The organism is Nonomuraea sp. NPDC049504 (genome assembly GCF_040676845.1).
GTDB lineage: Bacteria > Actinomycetota > Actinomycetes > Streptosporangiales > Streptosporangiaceae > Nonomuraea > Nonomuraea salmonea.
Genome location: NZ_JBFAPT010000009.1, coordinates 112054 through 138056, shown reverse-complemented (window position 1 = coordinate 138056; position 26003 = coordinate 112054). Strand labels below are relative to the sequence as shown.

The following is a 26003-nucleotide window of genomic DNA, read 5'->3' as shown; positions in this document are numbered from 1 at the left end:
TACGAGTAATTTGTCGCGGCGGGGGAGTGGGGAGCGATGCGGCGTGGGTGGATCGTCGCCGGCGTGTTGACCCTGGTGGCGGTGCCGTCCGTGCCTGTGGCGGCGACCGGGGTGTCGCTGGTGCTTGAGCGGATGAACGGGGCCGAGGACGTCGGCAAGTGGGTCAGGACCGGGGACACGCAGCGGTTCCGGGTGCGGGTGAACGGGATGGCCAGGGGCACACGGGTGGCGGTCGCCGCCGACCCGGCCGAAGCCCTGGCCGAGGTGTCATGCGCCACACCTCCCGACACGAAGACCGCCGCACTGTCGGCGGCCTCCGGCGCGACCACGGCCGGTCCCATGGCTTCTGGGACGGCGGCGGCCAACTCTGCGGCGGCCAACTCTGCGGCGGCCGGGGCGGGCTCTGGGACGGCGGGGGCGGCCTCTGGGGTGGTCGCGGGCGGTTCTGGTGGGGTGCCGCCGATCGCGGGTGCGGCTCAGCCTGCGACGGCAGGTGGGCACCGGGCCGCCGAGGTGGGCACCGTGCCGGTGGATCAGGTGCAGGTGACGGGTCGCACGGTCGCGGCGGGGGCGCTGGCCGCCCGCGCCCTGACCGCCGCCGGCGCCGCCAGGATGGCCTCGTCGGCGGACCCGACGAGCGCCCAGGCCGTCCTGGAAGACGCGAAGCACGTCCAGGCACTGCCGGACGGCGCGGTGGTGCCGGGGGCGCGGGTGTGCGCGCTGGGGAAGGTGTCCGGGACGAAGGCGGTCGACGTGACCGTGCGAGCGCCGGAGGGAGCCGGACAGGTGGTGGTAGCCGCCGTGGCCAGGATGCGGGACGGCAAGAAGCTGACGACCATGAGCAGGACGGCCGCCGTACAGGTGCGCGGACCGATCACGGGAGACGCCGCCACCTTCAGCGGCCCCGCCCACCGCCTGAGACCCACCGGCACCCGAGCCGCCCAGAGCGCACCCCACACCCCCACCGACAGAACCGCGACCAGCCCCGTAACGGCCACCGCTCAGAGCGGCGTGGCGCGCGCCGGCGCGACACGGAGAGGCGCGGGCGACGCCCGCGTGGCGCGCAAGGGCGCGGGGCGGGCCGGAACGGCGGCCGGCGCGGGGGAGCGGGCGAGGACCGGTGCGGTGACCGGTGCGGGGAACCAGGCGCAGGCCGGTGCGGCGGCGCAGTCGGGTGTCGGAGGCGTGGACGCGGGCGTGGCGGGGGAGGCCGCAGCCGGGGTGACCGGGAATGCCGGCGTGACCGGGAATCCGGGGGTGACCGGGAATGCGGGCGTGAGTGGTGATGCGGGCGTGAGTGGTGATGGGGCGGGTGCGGCGGGGCTGGTGATGCCGGAGGCGGTGCCTGCGCCTGGTGGCGCCTTGGGTTCCGCGCCCGGTGGCGTGCCTGGGGTGGCTCCTAGTGTGGCGGCTGGAGGTATGCCCGGAACGGTGGGTGGCGTTGTGGGGGACGGGGGGTTGCCGGTGGGTGAAGCGCCGTTGCCGTGGGAAATGGGCGTACGGACGAAGCCGGTCAAGCCGGTCGCGTGGGTGAGCCCGATTGATGGGCCGAAGGCGTTTCCCCTGGTCGTGGCGGCCATCGCCGTGCTGATGAGCGGCTTGTGGCTCGTTGTCACGGTACAAAAGTGGCGCAACCGGAGAAAGGTGTTCTAATTTCGTCTTTACTGTTACTTTGACCCGACTAGTATTCCCTTGACCAAGGTTTCGGGACTACGCGGAGGGCACCGGTGGCACGCACACGAGTGACGGCCGTGTCCGCTATCGTCCTCGCACTCACCCTGTCGGGTGCCGGTGCGGCGCCGTTCATCATGCAGAGTGCGAGCGCCTCCGTGGCAATGGACCCCATTGAGGGGTGTGACGCCGGCCAGGTGTGCGACCTGGACCCGCCGGAGACCGACGTCACCGTCACGGTCACCGCCACCGCCGGCCAGCCGCCGCCGCCCGAGAGCGACGAGGAGGCGCCGGAGACCACGGTCACCAAGACCGTCACGGCGACCCCGACCAAGGCCACTCCCAGCAAGACGGCCACGCCCAAGCCGACCAAGACCAAGAGCACGCCCACCCCGCAGACCACCCCCACGCACGCCCCGCAGCCGCTGCCGACGCAGGAGGACATCGAGGTCCCCCCGGTGACCTCGACCACTCCCACGGCGGAGGCGTCGGTGGAGCTGCCGACGGTCGCGCCGACCGACGCGGCCACCACCCCGGAGACGCCCCCGAGCCAGACGCAGGCCGCCTCCACCGAGGAGGTGCCGCTGGAGCTGCGGCAGGCGGCGCCGGAGTACGACCAGCGCACGCTGACGCAGAAGCTCAGCATCCCGGCGCTGGTGCTGGTGCTGCTCGCGCTGTTCGCGGTGCTCATCTTCGAGGGACGGCTGCGCAGGATGGCCCACGCGGCCGCCGTACGGAAGGCGGGGCCGCAGCTGCCCCCGGACGCGGCGGCCATGCCGCCCGGCGGTTACCCGGCGGGGCCCGGCTACGCGACGGCCGGGTTCGCGGCTCCCGGCTACCCGGGCGGTACGGCGTACGCGCCGATCATCAGCTTCGTGCCGGTGCAGACCTACCCGACGGCCGCCCCGCCCCAGTACGACCCCAACCACCCCTACCCGCCGCAGGGGTACGTGCAGGAACCCACCACCCCCTACGCGGAGCCGCCGCAGGAGCCGGTGGTGCTGCACCCGGACGAGTTCGACTCCTACAGCGAGCCGCCGACGTCCCGTGAGCGTGACCCGTTCGAGCCGGTGATTCCGCCGGAGCCGGTGGCGGCGGACATCCCGCCGGGTGGGGCCGGCCCGTACGATCCTGACCAGGACCAGCCGCTCGGGCCGGCCTCGGCGGCCGAGTCGGGCGACTCGGAGCCGTGGCAGCAGCACCAGCGCGGGCTGTTCGAGCCGGCCAAGGACTATGAGCCGCCGCCGTACGTGCCGGCCGACGGCGAGGCGACGGCCATCCAGCCTCTCCCGCCCCAACCCCAGCCCCAGCCCGACGCTCCGGCCCAGGAGCAGGAGCAGGAGCAGGCGGCTCAGCCGCAGGAGCCGACCAAGGAGATGCCCGACTCCAAGCGCCGCCTCTTCGGCAGGAAGAAGAAGTAGCGAACCGCCCGAGGCGCCGGGCGGACAGCTCGCGGGGCCGGTGAGCGCTGGGCGCGCGGGCCGAGCGAGGGAGCGCGGGCCCAGGGAGGGAGCGCGGGCCCAGGGAGCGCGGGGCCAGGGAGCGCCGGGCCAGGGAGCGCCGGGCCAGGGAGCGCCGGGCCAGGGAGCGCCGGGCCAGGGAGCGCGGAGGCCCTGGGGGCACGGGCCGAGAAGGCGCGGAGGCTCTGAGGGGCGCGAGCGTGCCGGGCCGTAGACGGCGAAGGGCCGGTGACCCCCGCGGGGGTAACCGGCCCTTTCGGTTGAGCGGGCTACGGCTTGGTGGTGTCGGCGCCGCGCCTGAAGATCTTGTTGCCCAGCCACACCAGCGGGTCGTACTTGCGGTCCACCACGCGCTCCTTCATCGGGATCAGCGCGTTGTCGGTGATCTTGATGTGCTCGGGGCAGACCTCGGTGCAGCACTTGGTGATGTTGCAGTAGCCGAGCCCGTGGTCCTGCTGGGCCGCCTCCTGCCGGTCGGCCACGTCGTACGGGTGCATGTCCAGCTCGGCGATCCGCATGAGGAACCGGGGACCGGAGAAGTTGGTCTTGTTCTCCTCGTGGTCACGGATGACGTGGCAGACGTTGTTGCACATGAAGCACTCGATGCACTTGCGGAACTCCTGCGAGCGCTCGACGTCGACCTGCTTCATCCGGTATTCGCCGGGCCGCACGCCGGCGGGCGGCGTGAAGGACGGCACCTCGCGGGCCTTCTGGTAGTTGTAGGACACGTCGGTGACGAGGTCCTTGATGACCGGGAACGTCCGCATCGGCGTGACCGTGATGGTCTCGTCCTCCTCGAAGGTGGACATCCGGGTCATGCAGCCCAGCCGCGGCTTGCCGTTGATCTCCATGCTGCACGAGCCGCACTTGCCGGCCTTGCAGTTCCACCGTACGGCGAGGTCGGGTGCCTGGGTCGCCTGGAGGCGGTGGATGATGTCGAGGACGACCTCGCCCTCGTTCACCTCGACCGTGAAGTCCTCCAGCCGGCCCTCGCCGCCCTCACCGCGCCAGACCTTGAACTTTGCCTTGTAGCTCATGACGTCTTCGCTATCCTGTCGAATTCGGCCATCTCTTCGTCGGTGAGGTACTTCTTCAGCTCGTCCCGGTCGAACAGGCTGATCAGGTCGTCGCGCATCGGCGGCTGGACCTTCACCTCCACGTTGACCGTCGAGCCGTCCTCGGTGGAGCAGACGAGCAGCTTGCGGCGCCATTCCGGGCTCATGCCGGGGAAGTCGTCGCGGGTGTGCCCGCCGCGGCTCTCCTCGCGCATGAGCGCGGCGCGCGCGACGCACTCCGACACCAGCACCATGTTGCGCAGGTCGATCGCGAGGTGCCAGCCGGGGTTGTAGATGCGCGAGCCGGCCGCGCCGACCATGCGGACGCGTTCCTTGAGCTTCTCGACCACGCCGAGCGCCTCGGAGACCTCCTCGGCCTTGCGGATGATGCCGACCAGGTCGTTCATCGTCCGCTGGAGCTCGTGGTGCACCTCGTACGGGTTCTCGCCGCTGCGGCCCAGCGGGGCCAGCGCCTCTTCCCTGGCGGTCTCCACCTGCTCGGCCGCGACCTTGGGCCGGGCGGGCAGGGAGTCGATGTACGTGGCCGCGCCCGCGCCCGCCCGCCGGCCGAAGACCAGCAGGTCGGACAGCGAGTTGCCGCCCAGCCTGTTGGAGCCGTGCATGCCGCCGGACACCTCGCCGGCCGCGAACAGGCCGGGCACGCTGGACGAGCCGGTGTCGGCGTCGACCTCGACGCCGCCCATGATGTAGTGGCAGGTCGGGCCCACCTGCATGGGCTCGGCGGTGATGTCGACGTCGGCCAGCTCCTTGAACTGGTGGTGCATCGACGGCAGCCGCTTCTTGATCTCCTCGGCGGGCAGCCGGGTGGACACGTCGAGGAAGACGCCGCCCTGGGGTGAGCCGCGCCCGGCCTTCACCTCGGCGTTGATCGCCCTGGCCACCTCGTCGCGGGGCAGCAGCTCCGGCGGGCGCCGGTTGTTGGCCTGATCGGTGTACCAGCGGTCGCCCTCCTCCTCCGTGGTCGCGTACTTGTCCTTGAAGACCTCGGGGATGTAGTCGAACATGAAGCGCTTGCCCTCGGAGTTGCGCAGCACGCCGCCGTCGCCGCGGACGGACTCGGTGACGAGGATGCCGCGCACGGAGGGCGGCCAGACCATCCCGGTGGGGTGGAACTGGATGAACTCCATGTTGATCAGCTTGGCGCCGGCCAGCAGGGCCAGGGCGTGGCCGTCGCCGGTGTACTCCCAGGAGTTGGAGGTCACGACGTACGACTTGCCGATGCCGCCGGTGGCGAGGACCACGGCGGGCGCGTCGAAGAGGACGAAGTTGCCGGTCTCGCGCCAGTAGCCGAACGCGCCGGAGATCGCGTCGCCGTCCTTCAGCAGCCGGGTGACCGTGCACTCGGCGAAGACCTTGATGTAGGCCTCGTGGTCGCCGTGCGTCTCGTAGTCCTCCTGCTGGAGCGCGACGACGCGCTGCTGCAGGGTGCGGATGAGCTCAAGGCCGGTGCGGTCGCCCACGTGTGCGAGCCGTGGGTACTCGTGCCCGCCGAAGTTCCGCTGGCTGATCTTGCCGTCTTTGGTGCGGTCGAACAGCGCGCCCCACGCCTCCAGCTCCCACACGCGGTCGGGAGCCTCCTTGGCGTGCAGCTCGGCCATCCGCCAGTTGTTGAGGAACTTGCCGCCCCGCATGGTGTCACGGAAGTGCACCATCCAGTTGTCGTCGGGGTTGACGTTGCCCATCGCGGCGGCTGCGCCGCCCTCGGCCATGACCGTGTGCGCCTTGCCGAACAGCGACTTGCAGACGATGGCCGTGCGCTTGCCCTGCTGGCGGGCCTCGATCGCGGCTCGCAGACCGGCCCCGCCGGCGCCGATGACGACGACGTCGTACTCGTGGCGCTCTGTGTTGTGCGTGTTTTCCACTTGAAAGCTGTCCTTACGCGTACGGGAAGGCGATGATGCCCTTGGCGACCAGGCGGACGTACAGGTCGGCGCCCATCACCGAGAACATCGAGGCCCACGCGAGGGGTTGGTGCTTGGCGTTGAGCTTGGAGACGAACGTCCAGGCCCGGTAGCGCAGCGGGTGACGGGAGAAGTGGTTGAGCCGCCCGGCCGTGATGTGCCGGCAGGAGTGGCACGAGAGCGTGTAGGCGTTGATCAGCACGGCATTGGCGATCAGGATCCAGCTGCCGAGGCCGAGCGGCTTGTGCACGAGCGCCAGCACCGCGTCGTAGGCCAGGACGAGGCCGATCACGATGGCCGCGTAGAAGAAGTAGCGGTGCACGTTCTGGAGGATGAGCGGGAAGCGGCGCTCACCGGTGTACTTGCCGTGGGGCTCCTGGACGGCGCAGGCCGGCGGCGAGAGCCAGAACGAGCGGTAGTAGGACTTGCGGTAGTAGTAGCACGTCAGCCGGAACCCGCCGGGCAGCGCCAGGATGAGCAGGCCGGGCGACAGGGTGTACCAGTCGCCGATCGGCGCCCACCCGAACAGCTGCGCCCCCTCGGGACACGTCACCGCCGCCAGGCAGGGCGAGGCGAACGGGGCGATGTACGGATCGACGAAGATGCTGTTGTCGATGATCGCCCATACGCCGTAGACGAGGAAGGAGGCGAGCCCGAGGAATGTCACGAGCGGGGCCAGCCACCATCTGTCTGTTCGCAGGGTGCGCACTCTCACTTGCGCACGCTGCCGTCGGACCGGAGCTTCGGGCGTCGTCTGGGTCATCGCGGACCTCTCCACCTCCCGCGGACCCTTCGCGCAGGGGGTCCGTGGTTTCGTTTCGCTGGGCGCGCTCACACGGCGGGATCCGCTCGGGCGCGCGTTGGTGGGGGATACGTTACGACGACAGGATCGTGTTTTGTGAGCGGGGTCACTCACTTTTTCGATGACTAGCTGTGATTCCTGTCACGTACCCGCGTCAGAGGCGCTGCCCCTGTGCCGGCAACTTAACCACCGTCACGAAAAAATCATCGATTTGTCGGACAACCCGGATAAATTGCTCGAAATCCACCGGTTTCGCGACATAAGCATTGGCGTGGAGGTGGTAGCTGTGGAGGATGTCCTCCTCGGCCTCCGACGTCGTCAGGACCACCACGGGGATCGTCCGCAACACCGCGTCGGCCTTCACCTCCCGCAGCACCTCCTTCCCGCTCATCCGCGGCAGGTTGAGGTCGAGCAGGATCAGGTCGGGGCGCGGCGCGTCGACGTACTCGCCCTCCTGCCGCAGGAACGCCATCGCCTGCTCGCCGTCGTTGACCACGTTCAGCCGGTTGCGCACCTTGTTGAGGTCGAACGCCTCCTTCGTCAGCAGGATGTCCCCCTGGTCGTCCTCCACCAGGAGCACCTCGATGGGCCGCCATCCGTTCATCGTCCGTCTCCCGCCGCAGGCAACGTCCAGCGGAACGTGGCGCCGTGGCCGCCCGGCTCGGTGTCCTCGCCGTCGAGCCAGAGCTGTCCGCCGTGATACTCGACGATCTTCCGGCACAGGGCCAGCCCGATGCCAGTCCCCGGATAGACGTCTCGGGCGTGCAGGCGCTGGAAGATGAGGAAGATGCGGTCGGCGTACTTGGGCTCGACACCGATGCCGTTGTCGGAGCAGCTGAACTCCCACATGTCGCCGTCGCGCCTGACCCCGATGTGCACCCGGGGCGGCTCCTCCGAGCGGAACTTGACCGCGTTCTCGATGAGGTTCTGGAAGAGCTGGGTGAGCTGCAGGTGGTTGCCCATGACCGCGGGCAGCTCGTCGCGGGTGACGGTGGCCCCGGTGTCCTCGATCGTGGCGGAGAGGTTGTCGAGCGCCCGGTCCAGCGCCGCGCCCGGCTCGGTCACCGTGCGCTCGCCGGTGACCCGGCCCACCCGGGAGAAGTCCAGCAGGTCGTTGATGAGCAGCTGCATGCGCTTGGCGCCGTCGACCGCGTAGGCGATGTACTGCTTCGCCCGCTCGTCGAGCTGGGAGCCGTAGCGCTGCTCCAGCATCTGGGTGAAGCTCGCCACCTTGCGCAGCGGCTCCTGCAGGTCGTGGCTCGCGACGTACGCGAACTGCTCCAGCTCGCCGTTCGACCGGCGCAGCTCCTCCGCCTGGTCGTTGGCCACCCGCCAGGCCGACAGGATGCGGCCGCGCATGGAGTCGATGTGGCTGGACAGCTCCGCCAGCTCGGCGGGCCGGTCGACGTGCAGGTCGCGGTCGAAGTCGCCGGCGGCGACCGCGCGTACTTGGTCGGTGAGCTGGTCGATGGGCTTGAGCACCGCGTACCTGACGATCACCACCAGCCCCGCGCCGCAGCCGAGCAGCAGCACGAACACCACGACCAGCGCCACGATCAGCCGGTCGATCTGGGCGGCCACCTCGGGGCGCGGGTTGAGCTCGGCGGTCTTGGCGGTCATCGTCATCACCGTCGCCACCCCGGCGGCGAAGATGAGCCCGGCGAGTATCGCGACCAGCAGGAACCAGCGGGCGACCGGCAGCCGGCCGAGACCCGTGGGCTCCTTCGGCGGAGGAAGCGGGTGGATGCTCACATTCTCCTCCTCCTCAGCATGACCACGGCCAGATCGTCGCTGAGCGTGCCGACATGTCTGATGAGGCCGTCGAGGTCGATGACGCCGTGGGCGCGTACCAGCTCGACCAGGCCGTCCACGCCGAGCAGCCGGCCCGGCTCGTGCACGGCCGCCTCGATGAGCCCGTCGGTGTAGAGCATCATCGACCAGTCGTCGCCCAGCGGCACGTCGATGACCGACCACGCCGCGTCGGGAAAGATGCCGAGCGGCGGCCCCGACGGCGTGCCGTCCACCACCTCCACCGTGCCCCCGCGCACCAGCACGGGCGGCGGGTGGCCGACCACGCGCATGGTCGCGTGGCGCAGGTCGGGAGAGATCGTGGCCGTGCACAGCGTGGTGAAGATCTCGGGCGCCTGGCGCTCGGCGCGCAGCAGGGCGTCGAGCGTGCGCAGCAGCGTGTCGCCGGTCTGCCCGGCCAGCACCAGCGTGCGCCAGGCGATGCGCAGCGCCACGCCCAGCGCGGCCTCGTCGGGGCCGTGGCCGCAGACGTCGCCGATCACCAGGTGCACCGAGCCGTCGGGGGTCTGCACGGTGTCGAAGAAGTCGCCGGCCAGCGTGCCGCCGCTGCCGGGCAGGTAGCGGGTGACGTGTTCGATCTCCTGCGTACGCAGCAGCGGGTCGGGCAACAGCGCGCTCTCCAGCCGCGCGTTCTCCTTGGCCGTCAGCTCCGCCTGGACGAGCTTGAGCTGCGCCACGTCGGCCCGCTTGCGCTCCATCGCGTAGCGGATGGACCTGGCCAGCAGCCGGGCGTCCACGTCGCCCTTGACCAGATAGTCCTGTGCGCCCGCCTGGACCGCCGTGACGCCCACGTGGACGTCCCTGAGGCCGGTCAGCACCAGCACGGCGGTGTACGGCGCGAGCGCGATGACCTCCTCAAGGGCCTCCAGCCGGCTGGCGTCGGGCAGCGAGAGGTCGACCAGCACGCACTGGATCTCCGGAGTCAGCTTGCGCCTGGCCTCGCTCAAGCTGCGGGCACGGAAGATCCGGGGCGGCGCCACCGCCTCCTTGAGCAGCTCTTCGACCAGGAACGCGTCACCGTCGTCATCCTCGATGAGGAGCAACGTCAGCGTTTCGGAGAGATTGGCGGTCAAAACACCTCTTCTGGGGAGTGCGGTGCCCTGGATGCTCATTCTGCGATGAGCTCGACCCCTTCCGGAAGCGTACCGTCGTGCCCGGCCTCGACGACGTATGAGAGGAGGGTCTCCCTGAAGGCCTGCGCGGCCCTCGTGGGCTCGACGTCCTTGCGGTGGGCCAGCGCGATCGTCCTGCTCAGGCCGGGCGGCGCGAGCGGCGTGCCGCGCAGCCCAGGACGGCCGTCGAGCACCATCGACGGCACCACCGCCACGCCCAGCCCGGCCTCGACGAAGCGCAGCACCGCGTCCATCTCGCCGCCCTGCACCGCCAACCGCGGCTCGAACCCCGCCTGCCGGCAGGCCGCCAGCGTCGCCTCGCGCAGGTCGTAGCCGCGCCTGAACATCACCATCTGTCGCCCCCGCAGGTCCTCGATGTGCAGGTAGGGGCGCTTCAGCGGCTCGTGGGCGGGCGCGACGACGACGAGGTTCTCGCGCAGGATCTCCTGGGTGACGAGCGAGGGGTCGTCGCTCTGCAGCGGCATGATGATCAGCGACAGGTCGAGCTGCCCCCTCGCCAGCGCCCTGACCAGATCACGCGAGCCGCCCTCCTCGACCAGCAGCTCGATGCCGGGGTACGAGCGGTGGAAGCGGGCCAGCGCGTCGGCCATCAGCCCGGCGCAGAGCGAGGGCGTCGCGCCCAGGCGTACCCGGCCCCTGCGCAGCCCCGCGAGCTGCGCCACCTCCTGCCGGGCGGTGTCGGCGTCGGCGAGGATGCGGCGGGCCAGCGGCAGCAGCGCCTCGCCCGCGGCGGTCAGCGTGACGTTGCCGCGCGCCCGCGAGAACAGCCGGGCGCCGAGATCCTCCTCCAGCGCCTTGATCTGCTTGCTCAACGACGGCTGCGCGACCCGCATGCGCTCGGCCGCCTGCGTGAAGTGACGGGCCTCCGCGACCGCCACGAAGTACGCGAGCTGCTGAAACTGCATGTGATTTTCCTCGCATCGGCGCGTGCGGGGAACTTCGAGAAAGCCGCACCGACCCACATCATAGCCGCAAGCTATCGAAACCAGACCCACGATGACTTGGACGGATCATTGCTGGATACCTAGCTTTTGCGTTGTGACTGCCACGATAGAGCGCGGGTCCGCCACCGCGCCTGTTTCCGCCCCCAAGAAAGCCCCGACGGGCAAGAAGCCCGGCGGGTTCCTCAGCTCGTCCAACGGCAAGAAAGTCGTCATGGCCGTCACGGGCGCCGTGATGGTGCTCTTCCTCGTCGGCCACATGCTCGGCAACCTGAAGATCTTCTTCGGCCGTGAGTCCTTCAACGAGTACGCCCACGCGCTGCGCACCCTGCTGGAGCCCATCGCGCCCTACCGCACGCTGCTGACCCTCGTCGAGATCGTCCTCGTCGTCTCGGTCGTCGCGCACATGTGGGCCGCGATCTCGCTCTCCCGCCGCGCGGGCAAGGCCAGGCCGGTCAAGTACGTGGCCAAGAAGTCCCAGGCGAGCGGCTACACCACGCACATCATGCGGTGGGGTGGCGTGACGATCGTGCTCTTCGTGATCTGGCACCTGCTCGACCTGACCTTCGGCGTCGTCAACCCCAAGGGCTTCAACTCAGAACCCGCCGACCGGATGATCGCGGGCTTCGACCCCTCCCGGTGGTGGGTGACGCTGATCTACCTCGTCGCCGTCGTCATGGTCGGCCTCCACCTGCGGCACGGCATCTGGAGCGGCTTCCAGACGCTCGGCTGGGCCAACCGCAGCCGCTACCGCGTCCTGCGCGCGACCGCCGGCCTCGTCTCCGCCGCGCTGGTCATCGGCTTCCTGGCCCCGCCCCTCGCGATCACGTTCGGAGTAGTCAAGTGAAGTACACCGAAGGCCCCGAGATCCGGGACACCAAGGCTCCCGCCGGGCCCATCGAGGAGCGCTGGGAAAAGCGGAAGTTCAGCGCCAAGCTGGTCAACCCGGCCAACAAGCGCAAGCTCAACGTGATCGTCGTCGGCACCGGCCTGGCCGGCGGATCCGCCGCCGCCACGCTCGGCGAGCTGGGCTACAACGTCAAGTCCTTCTGCTACCAGGACTCCCCGCGCCGCGCCCACTCCATCGCCGCCCAGGGCGGCATCAACGCCGCCAAGAACTACCGCGGCGACGGCGACTCGATCTACCGGCTCTTCTACGACACCGTCAAGGGCGGCGACTTCCGCGCCCGCGAGTCGAACGTCTACCGCCTCGCCCAGGTCTCGGTGAACATCATCGACCAGGCCGTGGCGCAGGGCGTGCCGTTCGCCCGCGAGTACGGCGGCCTGCTCGACACCCGCTCCTTCGGCGGCGCCCAGGTCTCCCGCACCTTCTACGCCCGCGGCCAGACGGGGCAGCAGCTGCTGCTGGGGGCGTACCAGGCGCTGGAGCGGCAGGTCGCGGCCGGGACCGTCACCATGCACACCAGGCACGAGATGCTCGACCTGATCGTCTCCGACGGCCGCGCGCGCGGCATCATCGTGCGCGACATGGTCACCGGCGAGATCGAGCGCCACTACGCCGACGCCGTCGTGCTCGCCACCGGCGGCTACGGCAACGTGTTCTTCCTGTCCACGAACGCCAAGGGCTGCAACACCACCGCCATCTGGCGGGCGCACGAGCGCGGGGCGTACTTCGCCAACCCCTGCTACACGCAGATCCACCCGACCTGCATCCCCGTGTCGGGCGAATACCAGTCGAAGCTCACGCTCATGTCCGAGTCGCTGCGCAACGACGGCCGCGTCTGGGTGCCGCTGCGCAAGAACGACACCCGCGCCCCCGGCGACATCCCGGAGGAGGAGCGCGACTACTACCTGGAGCGCATCTACCCCGCCTTCGGCAACCTGGTGCCGCGTGACATCGCCTCCCGCGCCGCCAAGAACGTCTGCGACGAAGGCCGCGGCGTCGGCCCCGGCGGGCTCGGCGTCTACCTCGACTTCCGCGACGCCATCAACCGGCTCGGCCGCGACGCCGTCGAGAAGAAGTACGGCAACCTCTTCGAGATGTACGAGCGCATCACCGGCGAGAACCCGTACGACGTGCCGATGCGCATCTACCCCGCCGTCCACTACACGATGGGCGGACTGTGGGTGGACTACGACCTGCAGTCCACCGTCCCCGGCCTGTTCGTCATCGGCGAGGCCAACTTCTCCGACCACGGCGCCAACCGCCTCGGCGCGTCCGCGCTCATGCAGGGCCTGGCCGACGGCTACTTCGTGCTGCCGACCACCATCGGCGACTACCTCGCCGCCGGCCCGTTCGGCGACGTGGACGAGGAGGCCGTGGCCGAGGCCGAGATCCGTGTCCGCAACAAGATCGACCGGCTTCTGTCCGTGAACGGCACCAGGACGCCCGACTCCTTCCACCGCGAGCTCGGCAAGCTCATGTGGGACTACTGCGGCATGGAGCGCACCGAGGAGTCGCTGCGCAAGGCCCTCGATCGCATCCCCGAACTGCGTGCGGAGTTCTGGCAGAACGTCAAGGTCACCGGCACCGCCGAGGAGCTCAACCAGGTGCTGGAGAAGGCCGGCCGGGTGGCCGACTTCTTCGACCTGGCCGAGCTGATGTGCCTGGACGCCCTCGTCCGCACCGAGTCCTGCGGCGGCCACTTCCGCGCCGAGTCCCAGGACGCCGACGGCGAGGCGCTGCGCGACGACGAGAACTTCGCGCACGTGTCGGCCTGGGAGCACACCCCCGACGGCCCGGTCCTGCATAAGGAAGCGCTCGAGTACGAGTACGTCAAGATGACCCAGCGGAGCTACAAGTGAACCTGACCCTACGCGTCTGGCGTCAGAAGGGCCCTTCGGACGAGGGCCGCATGGTGACGTACAAGGTTGAGGACGTCTCCCCGGACATGTCGTTCCTGGAGATGCTGGACGTGCTCAACGAGCGCCTCATCCTGGAGGGCGACGACCCGATCGCCTTCGACCACGACTGCCGCGAAGGCATCTGCGGCATGTGCGGCATGGTCATCAACGGCGTCGCCCACGGGGAGCAGCGCGCCACCACGACGTGCCAGCTGCACATGCGCCACTTCGAGGACGGCGCCGAGATCACCATCGAGCCGTGGCGGGCCGCGCCGTTCCCCGTCGTCAAGGACCTCGTCGTGGACCGCAGCGCGTTCGACCGCATCATCCAGGCGGGCGGCTTCGTCTCCGTACCGGCCGGGTCCGCGCCGGACGCCCACAGCGTCCCGGTGCGCAAGGAGGACGCCGACTCCGCCTTCGACGCGGCCACCTGCATCGGGTGCGGCGCCTGCGTGGCGGCCTGCCCGAACGGCTCCGCCTCCCTCTTCACCGCCGCCAAGATCACCCACCTGTCCCTGCTGCCGCAGGGGCAGCCTGAGCGGCTCTCCCGCGCCAAGGCCATGGTGGACCAGATGGACGCCGAAGGGTTCGGCGGCTGCACGAACACCGGTGAATGCACGGCCGTGTGCCCGAAGGGGATTCCGCTGGACACGATCGCGCAGATGAACAGCGACTACCTGAAGGCGAACGCCAAGTAGCCGATCACGCCGAAGGGGCGGGTGAGCTTGCGCTCACCCGCCCCTTCGGCTTCGGTGCTCCGAGCAAACAGGTCTTCGCTCTGGAGCGCTTCGCGCAAGTGAGCTCAGGCAGTTCTGCTTTCGGCGCCTCCCGGCGCACCCCACGCCTCCGGTGACTGGTCTCCCACCCGTTGCCCGTGGAGACGGTGGGCCCTCTACGCCCTCCCTGACCTTGGGATCGTCCTGAGCGTGTTGACCTGTGGCCTTGCACGATCAGGGCCGTGGGGCCGTTCATCGTAGTTGCCTGTGAGGCCCGGAGCGAAGGCTGCCCACCTCAATCGTGAGGGTCTTGCGGCTGACGGCTGTGGAGGAGGTCGCGTGCGGAGACGGTGGTCCCTTGACGCCATCTCAACCGCGGGATCGTCTCCCGACGCGGTCGTGGTCACCGAGACGGCCTCGTCGCAACGGGATCGCGTCACCGCCATCGGCGAGGCCAAGGGCACGCTCGCCCCCATGGACGTCCCCCAGCTCCAGCGGCTGGAGCACCTGCGCGCGCTGCTGCCCGACGATCGGGTTGACGGGCCGCCCAAGCTGCTGCTGTTCGCCAGGGCGGGGTTCACGGGCGAGCTGGTGGAGGCGGCGCGCGGGCGGTGGGATGTGGAGCTGGTGGATCTGCACCGGTTGTACGCGCGAATAGCTCTTTTTCTGAGAAGGCGGTAACAAGGGGGCGGTTCGGACCACTTCCCGGTGTCAGGAAGAAACGATGTCCGAACGAAGGGGCTGGGCGGTGGCGGATGATGCGCACCGGTTCACCGGCATGTACGACGCATGCCGGCAACGCGTGTGGGCGTACGTGGTCAGTCGCGCCGGGCGGCAGGTCGCCGACGAGGTGGTGAGCGAGACGTTCGCGATCGCCTGGCGGCGGCTCGACGACGTGCCGGAGCCCGCGCTGCCGTGGCTGCTCGGCGTGGCCAGGAACGTGCTGCGCGACAACGTACGCGCGGAGCTGCGCCGCGAGGCGCTGGCGGCCGAGCTGCGGGCCTGGACCGAGGGCGACGTGGCCGAGCAGGTGACCGAGCGGCTCGGGGTGCTGCGGGCGCTGGCCGCGCTGCATGAGGACGACAGGGAGATCCTCGTCCTCGTCGCCTGGCACGGCCTGTCGCCGAAGGAGGCGGCCGGAGTCGTCGGCTGCTCGCCCGCGGCCTACCGCGTACGCCTGCACCGGGCCCGCAAGCGTCTGAAGCAGGCCATGGAGACGGAGCCGGCGCCGAAGCGGTCCCACGTGCGGAATCTCAGCGAGGAGTGGTCATGAACCCGATGGAGGAGCTCCGGGCGGCCAGGCCCGCGCATCTCGATGAGCGGCAGGTGGACGAGCAGACCCGGGCGGTGGAGCTGGCCAGGGCGATGGCGCGGCCGCGCGAGCCGAGACGGGGGCGCAATCGTGTGGCGCGGCCGGTGTGGGGGTTCGGGCTCGCGGGCGCGGTGGCCGCCGCGGCGGCGGTGGCGATCGTCGTCTCCGGCAACACCGCCGTCCCCGGCCCCGGGGTGCGGCACCCGGTGGCGACCGAGCAGACTCCGACCGAGCAGACCCCGACCGAGCAGGCCCCCACGGTGCGGCTGTCGGCGCGTGACGTGCTGCTGGCCGCCGCAGAGAAGGCCGGGCGGCAGGTGGAGGGCAAGGGCGACTTCTGGCACAGCGTCACGATCAGCAGGAACGTGTACGTCGCCGAGGACGGCTACCGCGTCGTCGACCGGTCGAGCAGCGAGCAGTGGACGCCCGCCGATCCCAAGGGCGAGCAGTGGTGGCGTACGCGGTCGCTGGGCGTGCAGCCGATGACCGACGCCGACAGGCAGGCGTGGGAGGCGGCGGGCAAGCCGTCCGAGATCGACGTGCGGATGCCCGCGAAGGACAGGAAGAACAAGCCGGGCAGGCTCACGCTGCCCACGACGCCGCGCCCGGAGCGGTTCGACAGCAGCAAGCTGGTGGACGGCCACGTGTTCTGGCTGGGCCGCAACGTCACGATGAAGGACCTGCGCGGGCTGCCGGACGAGCCGGAGGCGCTGAAGAAGTGGCTCATGGCGTCGTACGCGGGGCACGGGACGGAGTCCACGAGCGAGGAGATGACCGGCGACGCCTGGCTGTTCAGGGTCGCGATGGGCCTGATCATGGACATGCCGGTGACGCCCGAGGTGCGCGGCGCCGCCTTCCGCATGCTGGCCGACCTGGACGAGGTGGAGGTGACCGCCGGCGTCACCGACGCCGAGGGACGGCGGGGCACGGCGGTGTCCGTACGCGAGACCTACCCCAAGGGCGGCGTCTCGGACAACCGGCTGATCTTCGACGAGGCGACCGGCCGCCCGCTCGCCAACGAGCACGTGGTCGTGCGGTCCGGCGGTTACCAGGCGGGGCTTGAGCCGGGCACGGTGTGGAACTCGAACGCGCTCATCGAGGCGAGCTGGACGGACACGCTGCCCCGCTAGGAGAGGTCCCAGGCCCGGGCGAAGGTGTCCACGGCCGACGTTGCGATCGCGCGCAGCTCGGCGTCCGCCAATGTGCGGGTGCCGAGCTGCGTGCGTGCTTCGAGTGGGCCGAGGAGCAGGGCGAGGAACTGCTCGGCGGCGAGGTCGGGGTCGGCGGCGCGCAGCCGTCCGGCGAGGGCGAGGCGGGCCAGCCGGTCGGCGAGCGCCCTGGTGAGCCGGTCGGGGCCGCTGTCCTTGACGATGTCGAGGATGTCGGGGAAGTGGGTGACCTCGGAGTAGAGCAGCCGGCGCAGCGCGCATGAGCGCCCGTCGGTGTGCAGGCCGAGCAGGCGGCCGGCCACCTGCTCCAGGGTGGCGCGCAGGTCGTCGCCTGGGGCGGTGAGCGGCTCCAGGGCGGCGATCCGCTCGTCGAGCACGGTGCGTGCCGCGGCCTCCAGCGCGTGCCTGAACAGGGTGGCCTTGTCGGTCATGTGGTTGTAGACCGTCGGCTTGGCCACGCCGGCCTCGCGGGCGATGGCCTGCACGCACGCCTGCGCGTAGCCCTCGCGGGCGAACACGGTGAACGCGCCCTCCAGGATCGCCTGGCGCTTGTCGATCCGGCCGCGCGTGGTCGTCATGGTTCCGATTGTACTCACGGGTTCAAGTAGGTGGACTGGTCGGGTTGCCATGCAACGGATGGGATCATTACGTTGAACTCATGAGTTCAAATGACGACCGCATGGACGGGCGGCTGCTCGCCACCATCGCCGTGGTCCTGCTCGGCGGCCTGCTGGGCATCCTCAACAGCACGATGGCCGCCGTCGCCACCGGCAGCCTGGCCACGGTCTTCGACACCTCGCTGAGCACGGTCGGGTGGGCGTCCACCGGGTTCCTGCTCGCGGTGACGGCCACCATCCCGTTCACCACCTGGGCCGTCGACCGCTACGGCGGCAAGCGGCTCTGGCTCGCCGGCCTCGGCGTGTTCCTCGCCGGGTCGCTGGCCGCCGGGCTGGCCTGGGACATCGGCAGCCTGATCGCGTTCCGCGTGGTGCAGGGATTCGGGGCCGGGCTGCTCGACCCGCTCGTGCTCATCCTGCTCGCCAGGGCGGCGGGGGCGCCCAGGGCCGGGCGGGTGATGGGGCTCATGGGGGTCGTGCTGTCGCTCGGGCCCGTGCTGGGGCCGATCGCCGGTGGCGCGATACTCGGGTCGCTGTCGTGGCGGGCGATGTTCCTGCTCAGCGTGGCCGTGGGGGTGGTGGCGCTGGTGCTCGCCGTACGGGTGATCCCCGCCGACTCACCCGCCGACTCACCCGCCGACTCACCGGCCGACTCACCGGCCGGCGAGCGGCCCGCGCGGCTCGACGTCATTGGCCTGGCGCTGCTCGGGCCCGGGTTCGCGGCCGTCGTGCTGGGGCTGTCGCAGACGGCGGAGCAGGGCGGGTTCGGGGCGTGGCAGGTGCTGCTGCCGCTGGTCGCGGGGATCGTGCTGCTCATCGCGTACGCCGGGCACGCCAGGCGCCAGCGCCCGCTGATCGACCTCGGGCTGTTCCGCAGCCGCGGCTTCACCGCCAGCGTCACGATCATGGGGCTCGGCGGGATGGGCCTGTACGCCGCCCTGTTCGCGCTGCCCCTGTACTACCAGCAGGAGCACGGCCATGACGTGCTGGCGGCCGGGCTGCTCATGGCGCCGCTCGGGCTGGGCGGCTCCATCGCGATGCCGCTGGCCGGCCGGCTGTCCGACCGGCTCGGCGCGCGCGGCCTCGCCACGGGAGGCGCGCTGGTGGCCCTGCTCAGCGTGTACGCCCTCACCCGCATCGGCCCCGACACCCCCGAGGTGTGGCCGGCCCTGGCGGCACTGACGTTCGGGCTGGGCAGTGGCTGCTTCAGCGCGCCCACCATGGGCTCCCTCTACCGCACGCTCCCCGGGCCGATGGTGGCCCAGGGCAGCTCCGTGCTGTACATGCTCAACCAGCTCGGCGCCGCCCTGGGCGTCGCCCTCGTCACGCTCGTCGTCCAGACCGCCGCCGACACCATGAGCGGGCTGCGCGGCGTCTTCTGGATCTCGTTCGCCGCCGTCGTGGTCGTCCTGGCGCTCATCCCGCTGCTGCCGGGCCGGGCAGCAGCGGCGGCTCAGGCGGAGGCCGTGCCGTCCGCGGGGACGAAACCCCACAAGAACGGGATCAGGTAGCGCGGCTGCTCGCCCAGGAAGTGCGTGAGATCGTCCTCGGAGACCTTCAGCGTGACGGCCGAGCCGGACCGCCCCGGGTCCCAGCCCCGCTCCAGCGCCCGCCCGACGCAGGCGGCCACCAGGGCGGGCGTGACCGGGATCGTACGGTGACCCAGCCAGTTGTCCGGCCGGGCGCACGGCAGCGACACCACCAGGACGTCGCCCGGCTCCTCCGCCCGTTCGACCGCGAACGTCAGCGGCGTCCACCCGTTGCCCTGGCTGTAGGACGGCTTGCGGCGCACCCGCCAGCGGTAGGAACCGCCGGCGACGGTGATGCGTCGCGAGCCCTTCTTCGGCATCGCCACCGGCTCACCCCTTGTAGTTGAAGATCTGGCGCAGCGTGTGCTGCACCTCGACCAGGTCCTGCTGGTCGGCCATGACCTGGTCGATCGGCTTGTACGCCTCCGGATGCTCGTCCACCAGGGCGGCCGCCCGGTCGGCGTTCCAGGTGCGGCCGCTCATCGCCTCGGTCAGCGACCGCGCCGACAGCTGCTTCTTGGCCTTCGTCCGCGACATGCGCCGCCCCGCCCCGTGCGAGCACGAGTGGTAGGAGTCGGGGTTGCCGCGCCCGCGCACGATGTACGAGCGGGTGCCCATCGAGCCCGGGATCACGCCCTCGTCACCGTGGTCGGCCTTGATGGCGCCCTTGCGGGTGATCCACAACGACTTGCCGAAGTGGGTCTCCTGCTGGGTGAAGTTGTGGTGGCAGTTGATCGTACGGACCCGCTGCCCCTTCCCGACGACCTTGAACAGCGCGTTGATCAGCACCCGGTCCATCCGCGCCCGCGAGGCCATCGCGTAGCGCTGCGCCCACAGCATGTCCTCGATGTACGCGGTGAACTCCGGCGTGCTCTGCACGAGGTAGGCCAGGTCGGGGTCCTCGAGACCGACGGCCTGCTTGCGCATGAGCTTCTTCGCGCCCGTGATGTGGAACTGGGCGAGCTGATTGCCGATGCCACGCGAACCCGAGTGCAGAACCGTCCAGACCCGGTCACGCTCGTCGAGGCAGACCTCGACGAAGTGGTTGCCGGAGCCGAGGGTGCCGAACTGGTCGGCGACCTTCTTCGTCTGCTTCGGGTTGAGGTCGGTGTGGGGCAGGCCGAGCTCGCTCAGCGAACGGTCGATGCCCGGGTCGTCGTGGCCCTTGCCGACGCCGGCCGGGATGCGGCGCTCGACCATCGGCATCAGCGCGGCCAGCGTGTCGGGCAGGTCGGCGGCCGTGAGCGTGGTCTCGGTCGCCACCATGCCGCAGCCGATGTCGACGCCGACGGCGGCCGGGATGATGGCGTTCTCGGTCGGGATCACCGAGCCGACCGTCGCACCGATGCCGACGTGAGCGTCAGGCATGAGAGCGACGTGACCGGCGACGAATGGCAGGCGGGCGGTGCGTGCGGCCTGCATGATCGCGCCTTCGTCGATCTCGCTGGCCCACGACAGCAGGTTCGGTGCGGGCTGGTTCGGCATGAAAGGAATCTCCTCACTGAGTCGTGATCAGTGTGTCGTGACCCGAGAGGATTTCCCATCTATTTTACCGTTCGGGGGGTGGCTCAGGCCCTGTACAGCCAGGTCAGCGCCATGCTCCTGCCGCCGCGGCCCGGGCCGCGTACGTCTCGAAGGGTTTCGGCGGGCGGCCCGTCACCTGGGCGACCACCTCGGAGACCGGCTGGTCGCCGAGCGCGCGCAGCGCCGCGAACGCCTTCGCCGCCCCGATCGACTCGTCCGAGAAGGCGTTGGCCGCGATGTAGTCCTCCTCGCCGCCCCGGTAACGCACCTCGCGGCCGATTTCCCGGCCGATGATCTCGACGGCCTCACCGAACGACAGCGAGCGCGGGCCGGTGACCTCGTACGAGCGGCCGGCGTGACCGTCCTGGGTCAGCGCCGCCGCGGCGACCGCCGCGATGTCGCCCGCGTCCACGAACGCCTGGCCCACGTCGCCGAGCGGCAGCAGGAGCTCGCCCGCCATGATCGCGGGACGCAGGAAGCCCTCGTCGAAGTTCTGGTCGAACCAGCTCGGCCGCAGGATCGTCCACGCGGCGCCGCAGTCGCGCACGGTCCGCTCGGCGGCCAGCAGGCGCTCGTCGCGCATCACCTCGATGGCGCCGCTCGACAGCAGCACCACCCGCGCCACGCCCCTGGCGACCGCCAGGGACACGAACTCAGGGTCGATCGGGACGCCGTCGGGCGCCATGAGGTAGACCGCCGAAGCTCCGGTGACGGCCGGCTCCCAGGTGGCCTGGTCGGACCAGTCGAACCTGGTCTGGCCGCTCCTGGAGGCGGCACGGACGGGGTGACCGGCCTCACGCAGGATCTTCGCCACGCGGCGGCCGGTGGACCCCGTGGCACCGAGGACAAGGATCACTTGAGAGTTCATCCCCGCACTCAAGCAAAGCCCACCGACAGAAACCGTCCACGGTGTGCCGGTGGGTCACTCCGTCCAGGCGGTGGTGGCGTCGAGGCGGGTGCGCCACAGCTTCTCGCCGTCGCCGCCCGGCTCCCAGCGGGCGCAGAAGTCGAGCAGGGCGCGGCAGCGGGCCGCCATGGCGGCGTGGCGGTCGGGCCAGGCGGGCACGGGGTCGCCGTACGCGGCGAAGAAGCGCGGCAGCAGGGCCACGTGCTCGGGGTGGTGACTGCGCACGATCCACTCCACCCAGGCGAGGTCCTCGACAGGGCGCCCAGGGTGCGCCCACTCCCAGTCGAGGATGGCCGCCGTCTCGTACGTGGCCGGGTCGAACAGCATGTTCTGGGGCCCGTAGTCGCCGTGGACGATGCCGAGCCGGTGGATGCGGGCCAGCATGCGTCCGCACTCGGCGAACACCTCCTCGGCCCGCCCCTCGTCGAGGAGGTCCTGGCCGTGCAGCCCGTCGACGTAGCGGGTGGTGAGGCTGGTGGCGGTGACCTGGTGGACGCGGGGGACGGGCAGGCGGCCGCGCAGGCGGCGCAGGTAGCGGCTCTCGGTGGTCAGCCTGAAGGCCGCCTCGGGACCCTGGTAGCACTTCACGACCAGGGCGCCGTCGCCGAACGTGCTGTTGGTGTACCCGTGCTTCACAAGGGTCGATTCTGGCGTACGCGTACCCTCGCCGGGCGCTGCGCCGCGCGATCCGGGCGGCTCCGATACACGATGTAAGGACGGTACAAATGCCCCAACAGGGCGGAAATTCTGGGCACCGGGAGGCTGGACGGGAAGCGTCCGGGGCACCCCATTCGCCCCGGATGTGCACCTTGTAAAGATTGTGGACGGGGCTCTTGTAACTGGATGAAAACGGTTTGCCGGTCCAGGTGACGCCTTGTCAAGGTGGTCGAGCTATGCGCTCCCTTCCTGAGGCCGATCCCGGCGTGCCCGACATCCGCAGCCCGCTCCGCTACCTGTGGTGGAACGCCGGGCGCCAGGCGCCGTCCCTGCTCCTCGGCATCGGCTTCGCCGTGCTGTGGTGGCTGGTGCAGGCCCTCATGCCGGCCGTGCTCGGGCAGGGCATCCAGGCCGTCACCGCCAAGGACACCCCGTCCCTGGTCACGTGGTCGGCCGTGCTGTTCGGGCTGGGGCTGATCCAGGCGTTCAGCGGCATCATGCGGCACCGCATGGCCGTCTACAACTGGCTGGCCGCCGCCTACCGCACCGTCCAGCTCACCTCCCGCCAGGCCGCCAGGCTCGGCGCCACGCTGCCCAAACGCCTGTCCACCGGCGAGGTCGTCAGCGTCGGAAACTCCGACATCGCCCACATCGGCAACAGCATCGACATCCTGCTGCGCGGCACCGGCGCGGTCGTCGCCATCGTCACCGTCACGGTGATCCTCATCTCCACCTCGCTGCCGCTCGGCCTCCTCGTGCTGGTCGGCGTGCCGATCATGGCCGCCGCCGTCGCGCCCCTGCTCCGCCCGCTCCACCGGCGCCAGCGCCACCAGCGCGAGCTGACCGGCGAGCTGTCCACCCGAGCCGCCGACATCGTCGCCGGGCTGCGGGTGCTGCGCGGCGTCGGCGGCGAGCAGGTCTTCTCCCGGCGCTACCGCGACGAGTCCCAGGACGTACGCGGGGCGGGCGTCCGCGTCGCCGGCGTCGAGTCCGTGCTCGAAGGCGCCCAGATCGTGCTGCCCGGCCTGCTCATCGCCCTCGTCACCGGTATCGGCGCCTCCTTCGCCGTCGCCGGCGACATCCCCACCGGGCAACTCGTCGCCTTCTACCTCTACGCGGTCTTCCTCATCGGCCCCATGCGCACCCTCACCGAAGCCGCGGACAAGCTCACCAAAGGCCACGTCGCCGCCGGCCGGGTCATCCGCATCCTGTCGCTAGAGCCCGAGGTCACCGGCGGCACCGGCAGCAGCGCGGGCGGCGTGCTGCGCGACTCCTACAGCGGAGTCACCCTCCAGCCCGGCTGGCTCACCGCCGTCGCCGCCGCCGCGCCCGGCGACGCCATCGCCATCGCCGACCGGCTCGGCCGCTACGCCGACGGCGACGTCACCTTCGGCTCCGCCGAGCTGCGCACCCTCCCCATCGACGAGGTGCGCTCCCGCATCCTCGTCGCCGACAACGACGCCCGCCTGTTCAACGGCCGGCTCCGCGACGAGCTCGACGTCCGCGGCCAGGCCACCGACGAGGACATCCACCGGGCCCTGCGCGCCGCCTGCGCCACCGACATCGTCGACGCCCTGCCCGACGGGCTCGACACCGAGGTGGCCGAGGCGGGGCGCGAGTTCTCCGGCGGCCAGCAGCAGCGGCTGCGGCTCGCCAGAGCGCTGATCACCGACCCCGAGGTGCTCATCCTCGTCGAGCCCACCAGCGCCGTCGACGCCCACAGCGAGGCCCGCATCGCCGAACGCCTCGCCGCCGCCCGAGCCGGCCGCACCACGCTCATCTGCACCACCAGCCCGCTCGTGCTCGACCGGGCCGAACACGTCATCTATGTCGAGGAGGGCCGGGTGCTGGCCGAAGGCACACATCGGCAACTGCTCGACGGCTCGCCCGCCTACGCGGCGACCGTGACCCGCGGGGAGGACTGAATGGCACGCGAGATCCTGCCGGTCGCCGATCGCAGACAGGTGCGCGCCTACGCCAGGCGGCTCACCCTCAAATATCCGCGCGAGCTCGGCTTCGCCCTGCTCCTGCACGGCCTGGCCGCCGTCGCCGGCCTGCTCGTCCCTTGGCAGCTCGGCGAGCTGGTGCAGAACGTCCAATACGGCTTCGCCGTCGACGTGCCCCTCGTCGCCGCCGCCATCGGCGCGTTCCTGCTGCTCCAAGGCGTCCTCGTCCGCTACGCCGTGCTCGCCTCCGCCAGGCTCGGCGAGAAGGTGCTGGCCGAGCTGCGCGAGGAGTTCGTCGACCGGGTGCTCGGGCTGCCCCTGTCCACCGTCGAACGCGCCGGGTCCGGCGACCTCATCACCCGCACCTCGCGCGACGTCGACGCCCTGTCCCGCACCGTGCGCCACGCCGTGCCGGAGACGCTCATCGCCATGGTCACCTTCGTGATCACCATCGGCGCGCTCCTGCTCGTCAGCCCGCTCCTCATGCTCCCCATGCTGGTGGCCGGGCCCATCATCCACATCGCCACCCGCTGGTACCTCGCCCGCGCCCGCGACGGCTACCTCCGCGAGAACGCCGCCTACGCCGACATCACCGAAGGGCTCGCCGAGACCGTCGAAGGCGCCAGGGCCGTCGAGGCGCTGGGGCTGCGCGAGCGCCGCCGGGCCCGCACCGACACCGACATCACCCGCTCCTTCGCCGCCGAACGCTACACCCTCGGCCTGCGCACCACCTGGTACCCAGCGGTCGAGCTCGGCTACGTGATCCCGGTGGTCGCCGCCCTCCTGGTCGGCGGCCTCTTCTACACCAGCGGCTGGGTCTCCCTCGCCCAGGTCACCACCGCCGCCCTCTACGCCCAGCAACTCATCGACCCCCTCGACCGCTTCCTGATGTGGATCGACGAACTCCAGGTGGGCGGCGCCTCAATGGCCCGCCTGCTGGGCGTGACCAACGTCCCCGACGACCGCACCCCCACGACGAACGGCTCTATGCCCACGACCTCCACGACGAACGGCTCCACCCCCACCACCCCGGCGACCCCCTCAAGTGGGCGCTTGCCGGCCGCTGGGGCGGAGTCCGCCGGGGAGGTGTTGCGGGCCGCCGATGTGCGTTATGCCTACCGTGAGGGGCGGGATGTGCTGCACGGTGTGTCGTTGACCATTCGGCCCGGTGAGCGGCTTGCCATGGTGGGGCCGTCCGGGGCCGGGAAGTCGACGCTCGGGCGGTTGCTGGCCGGGATCCACGGTCCTCGCACCGGGTCCGTCACCGTGGGCGGAGTGCCCCTGGTGGACCTGCCGCTCGACGAGCTGCGGGGCCAGGTCGCCCTCGTCACCCAGGAACACCACGTGTTCAAGGGCACCGTCCGCGACAACCTCATCATCGCCCGCCCCGACGCCGCCGACTCCGCCGTGGTCAAGGCCCTGGAAGCCGTCGACGCCCTCGACTGGGTACTGGCCCTGCCCGCCGGCCTGGACACCGAGGTCGGCTCCGGCGGCCTCACCGTGTCACCGGCCCAGGCCCAGCAGCTGGCCCTGGCCAGGCTCGTCCTCGCCGACCCCCACACCCTCGTCCTGGACGAGGCCACCTCCCTCATCGACCCCCGCGCCGCCCGCAACCTCGAACGCTCCCTGGCCGCCGTCCTGGAGGGCCGCACGGTCATCGCCATCGCCCACCGCCTGTACACCGCCCACGACGCCGACCGGGTGGCCGTGGTCGAGGACGGGCGCATCACGGAGCTGGGCTCACACGACGAGCTGGTGGCCGCGGGCGGCTCGTACGCGGCCCTGTGGCGCAGCTGGCACGGCACCCCGACCACCACCCCGTCCTAACCTCCAGAAGCCAATCCAGGAACCAGAACCTGAAGGTCGCCGGAGGCGCGGTTCTGGGGTGGTGGCAGAACCACCTCCACCCAGCCCACCCACCCCCGGCCGGCTCCACGGACGTGATCGGCCACCCACTCCCATTCCGGCGGCGCCTGCCGCGGCCGATATCCGGTGATCTCGGCCGGTCGCGTCCCACGGAGTGGTGTA

Annotated in this window: 23 protein-coding genes; 11 read left to right on the top strand and 12 right to left on the bottom strand. The window is 70.8% G+C overall.

From position 1 onward, the window contains the following. Nucleotides 1-36 precede the first annotated feature (36 nt). A complete protein-coding gene (locus tag AB0K28_RS19055) occupies nt 37-1653 on the top strand; it encodes a hypothetical protein (protein ID WP_364371452.1) in 1617 nt (538 codons plus the stop codon). 98 nt (nt 1654-1751) lie between these two features. After that, nucleotides 1752-3092, top strand: coding sequence for a hypothetical protein (locus AB0K28_RS19050; RefSeq protein WP_364371449.1), 1341 nt, complete (start codon nt 1752-1754; stop codon nt 3090-3092). Nucleotides 3093-3400: 308 nt separating this feature from the next. Here the strand turns inward: AB0K28_RS19050 and AB0K28_RS19045 are convergent, their stop codons facing one another. From AB0K28_RS19045 to AB0K28_RS19015, 7 genes are all read right to left on the bottom strand, one after another. Continuing rightward, entirely contained in the window at nt 3401-4168 is a 768-nt protein-coding gene (locus tag AB0K28_RS19045) for a succinate dehydrogenase/fumarate reductase iron-sulfur subunit (RefSeq protein WP_345389990.1), read from the bottom strand. After that, complete coding sequence (locus tag AB0K28_RS19040; protein WP_345389987.1) at nt 4165-6069, bottom strand: fumarate reductase/succinate dehydrogenase flavoprotein subunit; 1905 nt, start codon at nt 6067-6069, stop codon at nt 4165-4167. Before AB0K28_RS19040 ends, AB0K28_RS19045 begins: the two co-directional genes overlap by 4 nt. 13 nt (nt 6070-6082) lie before the next feature. Further along, nucleotides 6083-6871 (bottom strand): hypothetical protein, encoded by a 789-nt coding sequence (locus tag AB0K28_RS19035; protein WP_355424269.1) that lies wholly within the window; start codon nt 6869-6871, stop codon nt 6083-6085. 193 nt (nt 6872-7064) lie between these two features. After that, nucleotides 7065-7514, bottom strand: coding sequence for a response regulator (locus tag AB0K28_RS19030; protein WP_364371444.1), 450 nt, complete (start codon nt 7512-7514; stop codon nt 7065-7067). Continuing rightward, nucleotides 7511-8662, bottom strand: coding sequence for an ATP-binding protein (locus tag AB0K28_RS19025; RefSeq protein WP_364371441.1), 1152 nt, complete (start codon nt 8660-8662; stop codon nt 7511-7513). Before AB0K28_RS19025 ends, AB0K28_RS19030 begins: the two co-directional genes overlap by 4 nt. After that, a complete protein-coding gene (locus AB0K28_RS19020; protein WP_364371438.1) occupies nt 8659-9792 on the bottom strand; it encodes a fused response regulator/phosphatase in 1134 nt (377 codons plus the stop codon). The genes AB0K28_RS19025 and AB0K28_RS19020 overlap by 4 nt, the downstream gene beginning before the upstream one ends. A 35-nt stretch (nt 9793-9827) precedes the next feature. After that, complete coding sequence (locus tag AB0K28_RS19015) at nt 9828-10757, bottom strand: LysR substrate-binding domain-containing protein (RefSeq protein WP_364371436.1); 930 nt, start codon at nt 10755-10757, stop codon at nt 9828-9830. Nucleotides 10758-10890: 133 nt separating this feature from the next. On the opposite strand from AB0K28_RS19015, the gene AB0K28_RS19010 reads away from it, so the two are divergent. The 6 genes from AB0K28_RS19010 (at nt 10891) to AB0K28_RS18985 (ending at nt 16756) form a co-directional block, all read left to right on the top strand. Continuing rightward, the gene (locus tag AB0K28_RS19010) at nt 10891-11640 is read left to right on the top strand and encodes a succinate dehydrogenase cytochrome b subunit (protein WP_364371433.1); all 750 of its coding nucleotides are present in this window, start codon (nt 10891-10893) and stop codon (nt 11638-11640) included. Continuing rightward, nucleotides 11637-13559, top strand: a complete 1923-nt coding sequence (locus AB0K28_RS19005) for a fumarate reductase/succinate dehydrogenase flavoprotein subunit (protein WP_364371430.1) — start codon at nt 11637-11639, stop codon at nt 13557-13559. Before AB0K28_RS19010 ends, AB0K28_RS19005 begins: the two co-directional genes overlap by 4 nt. After that, on the top strand, nt 13556-14296 hold the full coding sequence (locus AB0K28_RS19000) for a succinate dehydrogenase/fumarate reductase iron-sulfur subunit (protein WP_345389981.1): 741 nt from the start codon (nt 13556-13558) through the stop codon (nt 14294-14296). Before AB0K28_RS19005 ends, AB0K28_RS19000 begins: the two co-directional genes overlap by 4 nt. Nucleotides 14297-14653: 357 nt before the next feature. Then, entirely contained in the window at nt 14654-14995 is a 342-nt protein-coding gene (locus AB0K28_RS18995; protein WP_364371426.1) for a hypothetical protein, read from the top strand. Nucleotides 14996-15038: 43 nt separating this feature from the next. Beyond that, entirely contained in the window at nt 15039-15587 is a 549-nt protein-coding gene (locus AB0K28_RS18990; RefSeq protein WP_345389975.1) for an RNA polymerase sigma factor, read from the top strand. Beyond that, nucleotides 15584-16756 carry a CU044_5270 family protein gene (locus AB0K28_RS18985; RefSeq protein ID WP_364371423.1) on the top strand — a complete coding sequence of 391 codons (1173 nt, stop codon included), beginning with the start codon at nt 15584-15586 and terminating at the stop codon, nt 16754-16756. Before AB0K28_RS18990 ends, AB0K28_RS18985 begins: the two co-directional genes overlap by 4 nt. On the opposite strand, the gene AB0K28_RS18980 is transcribed toward AB0K28_RS18985, so the two are convergent. Continuing rightward, the gene (locus AB0K28_RS18980) at nt 16753-17373 is read right to left on the bottom strand and encodes a TetR/AcrR family transcriptional regulator (RefSeq protein ID WP_345389966.1); all 621 of its coding nucleotides are present in this window, start codon (nt 17371-17373) and stop codon (nt 16753-16755) included. The genes AB0K28_RS18985 and AB0K28_RS18980 overlap by 4 nt on opposite strands. A gap of 80 nt (nt 17374-17453) precedes the next feature. Between AB0K28_RS18980 and AB0K28_RS18975 the strand changes: the two genes are divergently transcribed. Next, complete coding sequence (locus AB0K28_RS18975) at nt 17454-18923, top strand: DHA2 family efflux MFS transporter permease subunit (protein WP_364371420.1); 1470 nt, start codon at nt 17454-17456, stop codon at nt 18921-18923. Here AB0K28_RS18975 and AB0K28_RS18970 read toward each other — a convergent pair. The 4 genes from AB0K28_RS18970 to AB0K28_RS18955 all read right to left on the bottom strand — a co-directional run bounded on the left by AB0K28_RS18970 (nt 18866) and on the right by AB0K28_RS18955 (nt 22008). Continuing rightward, a complete protein-coding gene (locus tag AB0K28_RS18970) occupies nt 18866-19267 on the bottom strand; it encodes a hypothetical protein (protein WP_345389955.1) in 402 nt (133 codons plus the stop codon). The genes AB0K28_RS18975 and AB0K28_RS18970 overlap by 58 nt on opposite strands. Nucleotides 19268-19271: 4 nt before the next feature. Continuing rightward, nucleotides 19272-20426 (bottom strand): RtcB family protein, encoded by a 1155-nt coding sequence (locus AB0K28_RS18965; protein ID WP_345389953.1) that lies wholly within the window; start codon nt 20424-20426, stop codon nt 19272-19274. 103 nt (nt 20427-20529) lie between these two features. Next, nucleotides 20530-21321, bottom strand: coding sequence for an NmrA family NAD(P)-binding protein (locus AB0K28_RS18960; protein ID WP_345389952.1), 792 nt, complete (start codon nt 21319-21321; stop codon nt 20530-20532). Nucleotides 21322-21387: 66 nt separating this feature from the next. Beyond that, a complete protein-coding gene (locus AB0K28_RS18955; RefSeq protein ID WP_345389950.1) occupies nt 21388-22008 on the bottom strand; it encodes a phosphotransferase in 621 nt (206 codons plus the stop codon). Nucleotides 22009-22265: 257 nt separating this feature from the next. On the opposite strand from AB0K28_RS18955, the gene AB0K28_RS18950 reads away from it, so the two are divergent. Together AB0K28_RS18950 and AB0K28_RS18945 are read left to right on the top strand one after the other, a co-directional pair. After that, entirely contained in the window at nt 22266-23954 is a 1689-nt protein-coding gene (locus AB0K28_RS18950; protein WP_364371415.1) for an ABC transporter ATP-binding protein, read from the top strand. Further along, nucleotides 23955-25802 (top strand): ABC transporter ATP-binding protein, encoded by a 1848-nt coding sequence (locus tag AB0K28_RS18945; protein ID WP_364371412.1) that lies wholly within the window; start codon nt 23955-23957, stop codon nt 25800-25802. The last annotated feature ends 201 nt before the right edge of the window (nt 25803-26003 follow it).

What these genes read in the sequence shown, in the direction of transcription:
- AB0K28_RS19055 (WP_364371452.1), top strand. Translation starts at nt 37, where the DNA reads ATGCGGCGTGGGTGGATCGTCGCCGGCGTGTTGACCCTGGTGGCGGTG.
- AB0K28_RS19045 (WP_345389990.1), bottom strand. Translation starts at nt 4,168, where the DNA reads ATGAGCTACAAGGCAAAGTTCAAGGTCTGGCGCGGTGAGGGCGGCGAG.
- AB0K28_RS19035 (WP_355424269.1), bottom strand. Translation starts at nt 6,871, where the DNA reads ATGACCCAGACGACGCCCGAAGCTCCGGTCCGACGGCAGCGTGCGCAA.
- AB0K28_RS19030 (WP_364371444.1), bottom strand. Translation starts at nt 7,514, where the DNA reads ATGAACGGATGGCGGCCCATCGAGGTGCTCCTGGTGGAGGACGACCAG.
- AB0K28_RS19015 (WP_364371436.1), bottom strand. Translation starts at nt 10,757, where the DNA reads ATGCAGTTTCAGCAGCTCGCGTACTTCGTGGCGGTCGCGGAGGCCCGT.
- AB0K28_RS18990 (WP_345389975.1), top strand. Translation starts at nt 15,039, where the DNA reads ATGTCCGAACGAAGGGGCTGGGCGGTGGCGGATGATGCGCACCGGTTC.
- AB0K28_RS18985 (WP_364371423.1), top strand. Translation starts at nt 15,584, where the DNA reads ATGAACCCGATGGAGGAGCTCCGGGCGGCCAGGCCCGCGCATCTCGAT.
- AB0K28_RS18980 (WP_345389966.1), bottom strand. Translation starts at nt 17,373, where the DNA reads ATGACGACCACGCGCGGCCGGATCGACAAGCGCCAGGCGATCCTGGAG.
- AB0K28_RS18975 (WP_364371420.1), top strand. Translation starts at nt 17,454, where the DNA reads ATGAGTTCAAATGACGACCGCATGGACGGGCGGCTGCTCGCCACCATC.
- AB0K28_RS18965 (WP_345389953.1), bottom strand. Translation starts at nt 20,426, where the DNA reads ATGCCGAACCAGCCCGCACCGAACCTGCTGTCGTGGGCCAGCGAGATC.
- AB0K28_RS18950 (WP_364371415.1), top strand. Translation starts at nt 22,266, where the DNA reads ATGCGCTCCCTTCCTGAGGCCGATCCCGGCGTGCCCGACATCCGCAGC.
- AB0K28_RS18945 (WP_364371412.1), top strand. Translation starts at nt 23,955, where the DNA reads ATGGCACGCGAGATCCTGCCGGTCGCCGATCGCAGACAGGTGCGCGCC.